At 67.4% G+C, this 12,994-nt stretch carries 9 protein-coding genes; 6 read left to right on the plus strand and 3 right to left on the minus strand.

What is annotated here, in order from left to right:
• Window positions 1-3 precede the first annotated feature (3 nt).
• Window positions 4-1,329 (plus strand): sensor histidine kinase, encoded by a 1,326-nt coding sequence (locus tag U9J33_RS21370; RefSeq protein WP_186000053.1) that lies wholly within the window; start codon window positions 4-6, stop codon window positions 1,327-1,329.
• A 9-nt stretch (window positions 1,330-1,338) separates the two neighbouring features.
• Here the strand turns inward: U9J33_RS21370 and U9J33_RS21375 are convergent, their stop codons facing one another.
• Complete coding sequence (locus tag U9J33_RS21375) at window positions 1,339-1,905, minus strand: DUF924 family protein (protein WP_324699122.1); 567 nt, start codon at window positions 1,903-1,905, stop codon at window positions 1,339-1,341.
• Window positions 1,906-2,382: 477 nt separating this feature from the next.
• Here U9J33_RS21375 and U9J33_RS21380 point away from each other — a divergent pair, with 477 nt between their 5' ends.
• The 5 genes from U9J33_RS21380 (at window position 2,383) to U9J33_RS21400 (ending at window position 8,727) form a co-directional block, all read left to right on the plus strand.
• Window positions 2,383-3,561, plus strand: a complete 1,179-nt coding sequence (locus U9J33_RS21380) for an HlyD family secretion protein (RefSeq protein ID WP_324699123.1) — start codon at window positions 2,383-2,385, stop codon at window positions 3,559-3,561.
• Window position 3,562: 1 nt separating this feature from the next.
• Complete coding sequence (locus U9J33_RS21385) at window positions 3,563-5,134, plus strand: MDR family MFS transporter (RefSeq protein WP_054436744.1); 1,572 nt, start codon at window positions 3,563-3,565, stop codon at window positions 5,132-5,134.
• Entirely contained in the window at window positions 5,134-6,591 is a 1,458-nt protein-coding gene (locus U9J33_RS21390) for an efflux transporter outer membrane subunit (protein ID WP_324699124.1), read from the plus strand. Before U9J33_RS21385 ends, U9J33_RS21390 begins: the two co-directional genes overlap by 1 nt.
• A gap of 148 nt (window positions 6,592-6,739) precedes the next feature.
• The gene (locus U9J33_RS21395; protein ID WP_054436749.1) at window positions 6,740-7,801 is read left to right on the plus strand and encodes a glycoside hydrolase family 43 protein; all 1,062 of its coding nucleotides are present in this window, start codon (window positions 6,740-6,742) and stop codon (window positions 7,799-7,801) included.
• Between the two features lie 23 nt (window positions 7,802-7,824).
• Window positions 7,825-8,727 carry a polysaccharide deacetylase family protein gene (locus U9J33_RS21400; protein ID WP_324699126.1) on the plus strand — a complete coding sequence of 301 codons (903 nt, stop codon included), beginning with the start codon at window positions 7,825-7,827 and terminating at the stop codon, window positions 8,725-8,727.
• Here U9J33_RS21400 and U9J33_RS21405 read toward each other — a convergent pair.
• Window positions 8,702-9,922: an SGNH/GDSL hydrolase family protein gene (locus tag U9J33_RS21405; RefSeq protein ID WP_324699127.1), complete on the minus strand. Its 1,221-nt coding sequence runs from the start codon at window positions 9,920-9,922 to the stop codon at window positions 8,702-8,704. The two genes, U9J33_RS21400 and U9J33_RS21405, sit on opposite strands and share 26 nt — an antisense overlap.
• A 91-nt stretch (window positions 9,923-10,013) precedes the next feature.
• Window positions 10,014-12,953 carry a TonB-dependent receptor gene (locus tag U9J33_RS21410; RefSeq protein WP_324699128.1) on the minus strand — a complete coding sequence of 980 codons (2,940 nt, stop codon included), beginning with the start codon at window positions 12,951-12,953 and terminating at the stop codon, window positions 10,014-10,016.
• Window positions 12,954-12,994 lie beyond the last annotated feature (41 nt).

Consider the following 12,994-nt stretch of genomic DNA (forward strand, 5'->3'; position numbering starts at 1 on the left):
GCCATGCTGGGGCCGCTGATGATCGTGGCGCTGGTGCTCGGCCTTGTCGGTTCGGCGATGATTTCCGATGTCGTGCGCCGCACCAACGACCGGGTGCTGGGCGGCGCGCTCGGCGCCATTGCCGAAACGGTGCAGGTGGAGCGCGGCGAAGTCACGCTGGACCTGCCGCCCGCCGCCTTCGGGATGCTTGAGAATTCCGAGCGCGACAATGTCTACTATCGCATTGCCGTGGGGAACCGCCTGCTCACCGGCTATGCCGACCTGCCCGCGCCCGACCTTGCATCCCTGCCGGTGGACGAGGCCCGTTTCCGCAATGCCGACTATCGCGGCCAGCCCATCCGCATCGGCGAGATCAAGCGCGCGCTGCCCCGGATCGATGCGCCGGTGGTCGTTCAGGTGGCCGAGACGCTGGACAATCGCAACGCCCTGCGCAAGCGGCTGATGACCGCGCTGCTGTTCGGCGAATGCGCGCTGGTCGGGATCGCGCTGGCCCTGATTCGCCCGGCGCTCGGCTGGAGCCTGCGCCCGCTGGCCGAATTGCGCACCGTGATCGAGGCGCGCGACACCCGCGCCGCGCCGGACCTTTCCCCCCTTCAGACCGGGCCGCTGCCCGCCGAACTTCGGCCGCTGGCGCGTTCTTTCGACCGCCTGCTCGCCCGGCTTGACGATGCCACCAGCGCCATGCGCCGCTTCACCGCCGATGCATCGCACCAGATGCGCACGCCGCTTTCCGTGCTCAAGGTCCAGGTTGCGCTGGCGCGGCGCGGCTCACGCGAAGCGCTTCAGGAAATCGACGAGGCGAGCGACCGGCTGGAGCGCCTGCTCACCCAGCTCCTCGCCCTTGCCCGCGCGGACGAGGCGGGCACCCTGCCGCCGCTGGAACGGGTGGATCTGGTGGAAGTGAGCCAGCGGGTGATCTCCCGCCGCATCCGGCAGGCCATCGAGGCCGAAGTGGAACTTCGTCTGGACGGCGGCGAGGACACGCCTTTCACGGCGCTGGGCCACCGCGCCCTGGTCTACGAGATGCTCTCCAACCTCGTGGACAACGCCATCCGCTACAACCGGCGGGGCGGCACGGTCACGCTCGGGCTCGAACAGGGTCTCGGCAAAGTCCGGCTGATCGTCAGCGATACCGGCCCCGGCATTCCCGCCGAACTGCGCGAACAGGCCATGTCGCGCTTCGCCCGCCTCCACGGCGAGCAAGGACCGACCGGCAGCGGGCTGGGGCTGGCGATCGTCAAGGCGGCAGCGGAAAGACTTGGCGCCGGTCTGGAACTGGCCGACGCCGCGCCGGGCCTGCGCGTCACCATGACTTTCCCGGCAGCCTGACCCGGCCGTTCAGCCGGCACCCTCCTGCGGCGACAGGGCCGCCTCGCTCAGGAAAGCGTCCTCATCCGTGTGGGGCTCCCGCCCCAGTGCCGCGTTGCGCCCCGGAAACCGGCCAAACCGCGCGATCTCGGCGGCATGGCTGCGCGCAAAGGCAAGATTGCGGTCGGCAAAGTCGCGCAGCGCCGTGAAGCGCTCGATGCTCCGGGCCTGTATCGCCGGATCCTCGGAATGCATCAGCGGCATGTAGAAGAACTGGCGCTGCCCGGGCGAGAGACGCTCGTCCATGCCCGCCGCGATTCCGTCCAATGCAAGGGACAGGGCCTTGTCGTCGCTTGCAAAAGCCTGCGCGGTACCGCGATGGATATGGCGGGAGAACTGGTCGAGCACGAGAATGAGCGCAAGGCGGCCGCGCGCATCGTCGGCCCATCTGTCAAGCGCGCCGCCGGACGCATCCCGGTGCAAGGCTCCAAACCGCGCGCGCACCACCGAATCGAGTCTCTCGCCGCCGACGAACCAGTCCTGCGGTGTCAGTTGGCGAAACCAGAAATCCAGCACTTCGTCCTGCAACCTGCCCATCGTGATACTTCCTTTCACGCTGGAAACGCACGATCAGCGGCCGGGCTGCCATGGAAGAAGCCCGCGAGACGGGAAGTGGCCGGGAAAAACCGATGCCGGAAAGGCCAACAGCAAGCATATGCAGAAACAGGATAAAGATCCCGCCTGCATAAAACCTCAATCGATTGCAGATTTCAACCGAACAGAAGCAGGGCCATCACGAACAGGGCAAGAGCCGTAAGACTCATGCCGCAGAGCAATCCGAACGGACAACTCTGTATCGCAGGGTCGTACCTTTCCATACAACCTTCTCCGTCTTTTATGTTTTCTCCAGATTACGCCGATCCCTGTGCCCCGGCAAGTCGCCATGACGATATCGCGCCGGTCATCTTCGCGCATTTCCGGCCATGTTCCGCCGCTGAAACCGGCGGCAGGGAAAAAAGGAGGCTGCATCAATAGTCTCGACCGACCGCGAACTCGGCGCTATTTCCCGCCGCGATGGCTGAAGACACCTCCCAACAGGGCCCGCAGGACACCGAAAACCGCAACGCGGCCGATGCCGGGGGCGATGCCCCCCGACGCGGGATCAATCCGCGCACCCGGGCCATCCTGATCGGGGTGGCGATCGCCGCACTGCTGGCGGCGGGGCTCTGGTACTGGCGCCACAAGACGTACGGCCAGTACTTCGAGGAAACCGACGACGCGCAGATCCGCGCCGACGCTGTGGCGATCGCGCCCAAGGTCGGCGGCTATGTCGCCGCGGTGCTCGTGGGCGATAACCAGGACGTGACGCAGGGCCAGCAGCTCGTCCGTATCGATCCGCGGGACTACGACGCCAAGGTGGCGCAGGCCCGCGCGCAGATCGCCGAGGCCGCAGCCGGAGCGGAGAACGCCCGCGCCTCCATCGCCGAGCAGCAGGCCGCGATCGCGCAGGCCGAGGCCCAGCTTGCCGCCGCGAAGACCAAGGCCGCGCACGATGCCGCCGAAGTCGCCCGCTATGCACCGCTTGCCGCCAGCGGCGCGGAAACCCGCGAACAGCTTGCCCAGCTCCGCCTCACCGCCGCCCAGTCCGCGCAGCAGGTGCGCGAGCAGGCCGCCGGGCTGGAGATGCAGAAGCGCCGCGTCGCCGGAATGGAGGCACAGATCCGTCAGGCCGAGGCGCAGGGCCAGGGCGCCCGCGCCCAGTTCGAAGCCGCCGGGGTGGACCTCTCCTCCACGCACCTCTCCTCGCCTATCGCGGGCCGCGTGGGCGACCGCACCGTGCGGGTGGGCCAGTACGTGCAGGCAGGCACCCGGCTGATGTCGGTGGTCCCGCTCGACAAGCTCTACGTCGTCGCCAACTTCAAGGAGACGCAGCTTGCGCTGATGCGTCCGGGCCAGCCCGCCCGGATTTCGGTCGATGCCCTCAGCGGGGTCGAGGTCGTCGGCCGCGTCTCCAGCGTATCGCCGGGCACCGGCGCGCAGTTCTCGATCCTCCCCCCGGAAAACGCCACCGGCAACTTCACCAAGATCGTCCAGCGCGTTCCCGTGCGGCTGGAGATCGAAGCCCCCGCCTCGGCACGCAAGGTGCTGCTGCCCGGCCTGTCCGTTTCGGTGACGGTCGATACCCGCAGCGCAAAGGACGAACTCGGCCGCATCGAGAAGGACCAGGAGCGGCTCGAAGCGAAGGGCCGCTGAAGTGGCGAGCACCGCCCTGCCCTCCGGTAAAGGCACCGCTCCCGCCAGACCGGCCAACGCCGACCTGGGCGCCTGGCTGGCAGTGGCGGCAGGCACGCTGGGTGCGCTCATGGCGACGCTCGACATCTCGATCGTCAATTCCGCCCTCCCCACGATCCAGGGCGAGATCGGCGCCACCGGCACCGAAGGCGCCTGGGTGGCGACGGCCTATCTGGTGGCAGAGATCATCATCATCCCGCTTTCGGCCTGGCTCGAACGCGTGCTCGGCCTGCGCACGTTCCTGCTGATCGCGGTTACGCTGTTCACCGGGTTCTCCATCGTCTGCGGGTTCGCCAACTCGCTGGTGATGATGATCGTCGGCCGGGTGGGACAGGGCTTCACCGGCGGCGCGATGATCCCCACCGCCCAGACCATCATCGCCCAGCGCCTGCCGCGCCACCAGCAGTCCATCGGCACGGCCGCCTTCGGCGTCGTCGCGATCCTGGGGCCGCTGATCGGCCCGCTGGTCGGCGGCTGGCTCGCGGAGAACCTGAGCTGGCACTACGCCTTCTTCCTCAACGTGCCGATTTCCTTCATCCTCATCACCCTGCTGCTGGTGGGCCTGAAGCACCAGCCTTCCCGGCTGAACCTGCTGCGAGAGGCGGACTGGATCGGCATCGCCGGGCTGGCGCTGGGCATGGGCGGGCTGACGGTGTTCCTGGAGGAAGGATCGCGGGAAGAATGGTTCGCCTCGCCGCTGATCCAGAAGATGGCCTTCATCAGCGCGATCGGCTTCATCCTCCTGCTCTACGGCCAGTTCACCGCGCGCCGCCCGGTCATCAAGCTGGCACTCCTGCTTGACCGGCAGTTCGGATCGGTGGCGATCATGGGCATGGCGCTGGGCGTGGTGCTTTACGGCACTTCCTACGCCATCCCCCAGTTCCTCGCCTCCATCGCGGACTATAACGCGCTGCAATCGGGCAAGGTCGTGCTGCTCTCCGGCATTCCCTCCATCCTGCTGATGCCCTTCGTGCCCTTCCTGCTGAAGCGCGTGGACATCCGCATCGCGGTGGCTTTCGGCATGGGCATCATGGGCCTTTCCGCATTCATGGAGACCAGCCTGACGCTCGGCTCCACCGGCGGAGACTTTACCGAATCCCAGCTCATGCGGGGGGTCGGCCAGATCATGGGCATGCTCTTCCTCAGCCAGGCCGTGGTGCAGTCGGTCCCGCCGGAGGACGCGGGCGATGCCTCCGGCCTGTTCAACTCCATGCGCAACCTCGGCGGCAGCTTCGCGCTCGCCGGGATCTCGATCCTCCAGCAGAACCGCCTCTGGCTGCACTCCCGCCGGATCGAGGAAACGCTCAACGCCAATTCCCCCGCCGTGCAGGACTATGTGAACGGCCTCGGCCAGATGATCGGCAGCCCGCAAGCCGGCATCCGCATGCTGGGACAGCAGATTCAGGGACAAGCCCTCGTCATGACCTACAACGACATCTTCTTCGCCATGAGCATCGTGACGCTCGCGGTATTGCCGCTGGTGCTGTTCCTGCGCCCGCTGCCGCGCAACGCCGCGCTGGGGGCCATGCACTGATGCGCGCCGCGCCCCTGCTCCTCGCGGTCTCGCTCTCGATCCTGGCCGGTGCCTGCACCATGGGCCCCGATTATGACGGCCCCCCGGCAGTCGCCAGCGCCGCCGCCGCGCGCGGCGGTTTCGTGCGCGCCGACGATCCTTCGCTGGCCGCGGGCCCCGGCCTCGCCCGCTGGTGGGAAAGCCTTGGCGACCCGGCGCTGACCGGCCTCGTCGACGATGCCCTGAGCAACAGCCCCAGCATCGAGGCCGCGCAGGCCCGCATCCGGGAAGCCCGCGCCAAGCTGGAGCAGAGCCGCGCCGGGCTCTATCCCTCGGTCGCCGCCAATGCGATGTACGTCCACGCCACCCTGCCCGGTTCCGGGATCGGCGGCAGTTCGTCTTCCGACGGAGCGGACGGCGAGAGTTCGGGCTCATCCGCACTCAACTTCTACAATGTCGGCGCCAATGTCTCGTGGGAGCCCGACCTGTTCGGCGGCAAGCACCGCGGCGTCGAGGCAGCCCGCGCGACGCTCGACCAGCGCTACGCCGACCTTGCCGATGCGCAAGTCTCGCTGAGCGCGCAAGTCGCCCAGTCCTACGTCAACTTGCGCGATGTGCAGGAACGCGCCCGGCTCAACGCCCGGTCGAGCGAACTCCAGCGCCGCGCCGTGGAACTCACCCGTCAGCGCTACGCGGCCGGCACCGCATCCAGGCTTCAGGTCGAGCGGCTGCAGAACCAGCTTTCCGCCACCGATGCGCAGAACGTGCCGCTCACCGCGCAGATCGCGATCTACAAGGACGCGCTTGCCGTGCTGACCGGCCGGGCGCCGGGCGAACTGGACGGCGCACTGGCGGCCGGGGCCCCGGTGCCGTTGCCGCCCGCCTCGGTTCCGATCGGCGATCCCGCCGCCCTGATCGCCCACCGCCCCGACGTGCGTTCCGCCGAACGGGCGCTGGCGGCCGGCACCGCCCAGATCGGCGTCAAGAAGGCGCAGACGCTGCCGGGCCTCAAGTTCTCCGGCATCCTCGGCCTTGGCGGCACCGAACCGGGCGACGTGTTCGACCCCGGCAATTTCGCCGCCCTGCTGATGCCGCAGCTGAGCTGGCCCGTGCTGGACTTCGGCAAGAGCGGCAGCGCCGTGCGGGAAGCGGAAGCCCAGCGCGACGGCGCGCAGGCGCAATATCGCCAGGCCGTGCTAGAAGCCTTGCAGGATGCCGAGGACAGCCTTGCCCGTTTCGGCGCGACACGGCGCCAGCTTGCCCAGCTCACGATGGCCCAGCGCAGCGCGGCAACCGCCGCCGATCTCAATCGCCAGCGCTTCCGCGCCGGAACCAGCAGCCTGATCGACCAGCTCGACATCGAACGGCAGGAACTGAGCGCGGCAACCTCCACCGCGCAGGCACGCGCGCAACTGACCATCGACTATATCGCGGTGCAGAAGGCGCTCGGCCTCGGCTGGAGCGACGAAAGGCGCTGATCCTGCGGTCTGCACCGACCCGCAGAATGGCAGTTGTGCCCACCGATTGTTAGCGCTATCTTTCCCGGATAAGGTTCATACCGACCGGGAGATTGATGTGTCGAGGCGAATTTACGCAGCCCTTGCGGCAACCGCTTTCTGCGGCCTGATGGCAGCCTGCAACGGCACCGGCGGCGCCCCCGAAGCCACGGCTTCCGCCGACGCCACCGAAGCGGACGCCGCTTCGGGCAAGAAGTACCTTTCGCAGCCGCTCGTCAGCGAAATCTACACAGCCGACCCCTCGGCCCACGTGTGGAACGACAAGTTCTACATCTATCCCAGCCATGACATCGACGGCCCCACGCCCGAGGACGACCTTGGCAGCCATTTCGAAATGCGCGACTATCACGTGCTGTCGATGGACAACGTGGGCGGCAAGGTCACCATCGGCCCCGTCGCGCTGGACGTGAAGCAGGTACCCTGGGCCGACAAGCAGATGTGGGCGCCCGATGCCGCCTTCAAGAATGGCACTTACTACCTCTACTTCCCGGCCAAGGACAAGCAGGGCGCCTTCCGCATCGGCGTGGCCACTTCCACGGACCCGATGGGCCCGTTCAAGCCGCAGCCCCTGCCGATCAAGGGCAGCTATTCGATCGACCCCGCGGTCTTCACGGACACGGACGGCCAGAGCTACATGTACTTCGGCGGCATCTGGGGCGGGCAGCTTCAGCGCAACCAGGGCGGCAAGTACGATCCCGATGGCTCGAAGACCGATCTCCAGGCGGACGACAAGCCCGCCCTGCTCCCGCGCGTGGCGCGCATGAGCGGCGATATGCTGGAGTTCGCCGAAGCCCCGCGCGAAGTGAAGATCGTGGACGAGAAGGGCAAGCTCCTGCTCGGCGGCGACCATGACCGGCGCTTCTTCGAAGCCGCGTGGATGCACAAGTACAAGGGCAAGTACTACTTCAGCTACTCGACCGGCGACACCCATTACCTTGCCTATGGCATCGGCGATTCCCCTTACGGTCCCTTCACTTACAAGGGCCGCATCCTGGAGCCGGTGGAAGGCTGGACCACGCACCACTCGATCGTCGAGAAGGACGGCAAGTGGTGGCTGTTCTACGCCGACAGCCAGCTTTCCGGCCAGACGCGCCTGCGCAACGTGAAGGTGACCGAACTGCACTACAACGAAGACGGCACGATCAGGACGATCGATCCGTTCGTTCGCTAAGGCCGGGTTCGGTGGGGACGGCCGTGAAGCCTGCGCGCCTGCTGGTGGCGGCGTTGCTGGCCGCCGTCCCCCTTTCCGCACAGGCGGCACCGGCACCGCCGCCGCCGCAGATCGCGCTGACGTTCGACGACCTGCCGCTGCATACGCCCTACCCTTCGGGCGAAACGCCGGTCTCGGTCGTCGATGCGATCGTGGCGGCGCTGAAGCAGGCCCGCGCGCCTGCATTCGGCTTCGTGAATGCGGGCAAGGGCGCGCCGGGCGAGCTTGATGCCGTACTGGCCCGCTGGCGCGCGGCGGGCCTGCCTTTCGGCAATCACGGCTACGCTCACAGCAATCTCGACAAGGTCGGCGCGGCGCAGTTCGTGGCCGAGATCGACCGCAACGAAGCCGTTCTGGCGCCGCTCGGCATGAAGCGCTGGCTGCGCTATCCATATCTCGCCGAAGGCCAGGACCCGGCCGAGCGAGACGCCGTGCGCCAGGCACTGGCGCAGCGGCACTATCGCATCGCCGGGGTCAGCCTTTCCTTTGACGACTGGGCGTGGAACGCGCCTTACGCCCGCTGCATCGCGCAGGGGAACGCAGCAGCGGTCGCCGATCTCGAAACCCGCTATCTCGCCGCCGCCCGCCGCGATGCGCAAGCGGCGCGGGCTGCCTCAAAAAGCCGGTTCGGACGCGACGTGCCTTATGTCCTGCTGCTTCACGTCGGCGCCTTCGATGCGCGGATGATGCCGCGGCTGCTGTCGCTCTACCGGGACATGGGCTTCCGGTTCGTCACGCTCGAGCACGCGCAGCGCGACGGTTTCTATGCCGCCACCGATCCGGCCATACCCGGCCCGACGCCCGCCTTGCTGAGGGCTGCGCCGCTCGAACGTCCGGGCGACGAGGTCTGCCCCGCCTCCCTTAACGCAGCAGTTCCAGCGCAATAGCATCGCCCATGGCCTTGTAGCCCGCAGGGTTCGGGTGAAGCGCATCGCCCACATCGTAAGCGGGATTGAGCCGGTCCGGCCGCGCAGGGTCACGCATGACCTTGTCGAAATCGATCACGCCATCGAAGTTTCCGGGCGCGCGTATCCACGCATTGAGCGCCTGCCGGTCCGCTTCGTTGGCGGCATCGGGATGGTAGAACTCGGTCCCCATGTCGGGAAGCAGCGTCGCCCCGTAGACCTTGATGCCGTGCGCGCGAGCGCGGGCGACGATCTGGGCATAGGCGCCGGTAACCTGCTCGACCATGGCGGCATGTTCTTCGGCGCTCACCGGCTTGAGCCGGGTGAGGTTGCCAAGGTCGTTGATGCCTTCCAGCAGGATCAGATGCGTGACCCCGGGCAGCGCCAGCACGTCGCGGTCGAGCCGGGCCATGGCATTGGGCCCCAGCCCGTCCAGCAGCACACGGTTGCCGCCGATACCCTGGTTGATGACCGCCTTCCCGCCGCGAAGACGGCGCGCCAGCACGTCGGTCCAGCGGTCGTTGCCGTTGGTCGTGGTACCGCGCCCGTCCGTGATGGAATCGCCCAGCGCCACCACCGCCCCGGCCTTGCAGGCGCGCGCCTCAAGGCCGGACAGCATGAACCAGTGATCGACGGGATGGGCCGAGGGCAGGTCCGTTTCGGCAACGTGATCGCCCGCCAGCCAATAGGATGTCGTGCGCGAACCCGGATGCGAGGTCTGCCGTCCGGGCACCTCTGCCAGGTGGATCGAGACGGCAAGATCCTCGAACGCGCTGACCGGCATGTCCACCGGATCGGATAGCCAGTCCGCCCCCGGCGGGATCACCACGCGGGGCTTGCCGGAAAAGCGCAGCGCGGTGACCGTGCGCGCATTGACGGCTGCCTTGCCGGATTGCACCGCGCGGGCCAGCGTTGCCGCCTCGATCGTCAGCGGCCGGTCGCCGAAGGCGTTGGAGAAGCGCACCCGTACCGCGCTGCCGCCGATAGAGGGGCGCACGGTCTGGCGCAGCGTCACGTTGCGCAGGGCTTCTGCCGGCAGCGCATTGTCGGCGCCCGGCTCCATCTGCGAGGAACCCCACGCGGCGACCCATGGGCACGGCGCCGCCACGGCGGGCGAGGCGATCCCCGCTCCGAGCAGCGCGGCAGTCAGGACAAGGCGGCGGTACGTCGTCAACATCGCGTGACCCTCAAAAGAAATGAGCCGGCGCCCAGGGATTGGGGACGCCGGCTCGCAGTTTTCAGGGAGGAGGAGTTCCCTGCAAGAACAATCAGAAGTTGGCGCGGATACCCACCAGGACCTGACGGCCCGGATAGTAGACCGAATAGGCCGCGTTCGTGTATTCGAAGGTCGTGCGGATCGGCTCGTTGGTGATGTTCAGCACGTCGAGCGTCAGGCGCATGGCATCGTTCAGGAAGGGCAGCTGATAGCCGGCCGAAAGGTCGAGCTGGCCGCGCGCATCCGAACGCAGCGCTGCGCCCTGGATGTTGTTCTGCGGGCCGTTCACGGCGATCGACTTGTCGTTCCAGACGTAGTTCAGGCTGACCGACAGGCCGTGGTTCTCGTAGAAGCCCTGGAGGTTGTACGAATACTTCGAAACGCCGGTGGCGACGAGGCCCGAGGAGGAGGACTGGTCGAGGTAGGTGCCGTTGGCCGAGAAGCCCAGGCCCTGGAAGAGGAAGTCCAGCGGCTGCACCCAGGTCGCCTCGATGCCCTTGATCCGCAGGTCCGACAGGTTGACCGGACGGTTCACGGTGATCGGCAGGTTGTTGATCGCCACGCCCGAGGCGGCGGCGCGGTTGCGCAGCGCATCCTGCTGGGTGGACAGCAGGCTGTCGAACGGAATGTTGAGCGAACCGAAGGTGGCGCTCGTCACCTGCGTCTCGGTGAAGCCCTTGATGTTCTTCATGAAGGCCGAAAGACCGACATAACCGATGCCGCCGGTGTAGATTTCACCGCCGAGATCGTAGTTGTCCGAGGTGTAGGGCGTCAGGTCCGGGTTGCCCGCGGTCGCCACCAGCGCCGAAGGGTCGGAGAAGGTGATGCCCGGCAGGATCTGGCCCGCGTCCGGACGGGTCATGGTGCGCGAGGCGGACGCGCGCAGCTTGACGTTGTCCATCAGGTCGTAGGTCAGGTTGATCGAGGGCAGGAAGTTGTCGTAGTTCGACTTCGCCGTGATATCGACGATGGTGGTGCCGACCTGGCTCGGCCCGACGACGACCTGGCGGGTGTGGGCATAGCGCATGCCCGCATTGGCGTGCAGGTCGCGGCCGAACAGCTGGGTCACGCCGTTCAGCTCGAAGTAGGCGCCGAACACTTCCTCGTCCATGTCGCCGGTCGCGCCGCCGGTCACCGCGCCGCGTGCTTCGGGCGCGCTGTCGCGGTAGCTGGCATAGTTGGTGGCGGCCTTCAGGGCGTCGAAGTCCGGCACGACGAAGGCGTTGTAGCCTACGCTGCCGCTGGCGAGGTGGCCGAAGTTGCTGACCGGGAACTGCTTCAGGTACTGCGCGATCGACGAGGTGGGAACCGAGCCGGTGGCGCCGGTGCAGCCCGTGCCGCAGACCGAAAGCTGGTAGGCGCTGCTGTTGTCGTAAGCGCGGATCGAACGCTCGGCGCGGTCATAGGCGCCGCCGAACTTCACGCTGAACTGATCGTCGCCGATCGTGGTGTCGAGGTGCGCGCCCTTGGTGTCGGTGCTGCGACGCACGAGCTGGATGTTCTGGCGATACCACTGCCAGCCGAGGTTCGGGTCGTTGAGATCGACATTGGTGGTGATGAGCGGGCGGTTCGAGGCGCCGGTGTTGTCATAGTAGACGTCCACGCCCGAATTCGGCGCGGTCTGGAAGGCGAAGGTCGGCTGTTCGCGGAAGAACGAGCTCTTCGACCAGTTGGCGCTCGCCTCCACCTTCACGGTGTCGGAAGGCTGCCAGGTCACGCTCGGGTTGATGTTCCAGAACTTGGTGGTCTGCTTGAACAGGCTGGCTTCGAGGAAGAACGACGAGTTCGCGAAAGTGCCGCTGGTGACGACGTTGTTTTCGTCCACCGTAAGGTCGATCGGGATCATGCCGCCGGTCGCCTGCGCGCCGGTGCCCGGGCCCGAGTTGCGGACCTGCCAGTTCATGTTGACCTTGGTGTAGTCACGCTTGGACCTGGCCCAGATGCCGTCGAGCGCGAAGTGCAGCTCGTCGCTGGGGCGCCATTCGAGCGAGGCCAGCGCCGAGATGCGCGAGCGGTTGCCGGTGGTCAGGCTGTTGCGGCCGAGGCGCGGTAGCAGCGCGGTGCTGAGCTGGCTGGCGGTGAGGCCCGAAGTCTCGACGACATCGACCGGCTGGCCGGCGACGAGGCCGTGACCGGCATTGGCCGGGACGACCGAGGCCCAGTTCCAGTTGTTGTTGCCGGCATCGGTGCAGTCCGTACCGCAGGGCAGGTTGCCGTCGCCCCAGCCCACGGTCTCGAAACCGTCGACCCGGGTCTTGGTCTTCACGCCGGCCACGCCGACGAGGATGCCGAAGGTATCCGTGGTGTGGCTGGCGACGAGCGCGCCGCGCGGGCTGATCTTGCCGTTGCTGTCGGTGTACTGGCCCTGCGCCACGGCGGTGATGTGGGTGCCTTCCTTGTCGAAGGGACGGGCGTTGCGCAGGTTGACGGTGCCGGCGATGCCGCCTTCGAGGGTCGAGGGCGTCGGGCTCTTGGCAAGGTCGAGGCGGGTGAAGAGTTCCGAGGGGAAGAAGTCGAGGTCGACTTCACGGTTGGCGCTGCCGCCGTTGGTGCCGCCGTCCGACGCCACCTGGAGCTGCGAACCGTTCAGCAGGACGCGGGTGAAGCTCGGGCCGAGACCGCGAATGGCAACCTGCGTGCCTTCGCCGTTTATATCGCGGTTGAGGCGCACGCCGGGCATGCGGTTCAGCGTTTCGGCAAGGTTGGTGGCGGGCAGCTTGCCGATGTCCTCGGCGAAGATGGAATCGCCGAAGGTCACGGCTTCCCGCTTGGCATTGGTGGCGCTGGCCAGCGAGGCGCGGATGCCGGTGACGATGATGTCCTCGGTCGTCGGCTCGTCCTGCGGTGCGGGCGCGGGGGCGGCCGGATCGGTTGCGGTGGTCGTCGCCGGGGCGGCGGCCGTGTCCTGCGCATAGGCGGACGGAACGACGAAGCCCTGGAGCGCGGCAGCACTCAGAAGAACGGCACGAACGGAAATCAGGTTGGATCGCATTGGATATCCCCTCCCATGTAACAAGCGTCCGCCTCGTGGCG

The organism is Novosphingobium sp. RL4 (assembly GCF_035658495.1).
In the GTDB taxonomy this organism is placed as follows: Bacteria; Pseudomonadota; Alphaproteobacteria; order Sphingomonadales; family Sphingomonadaceae; genus Novosphingobium.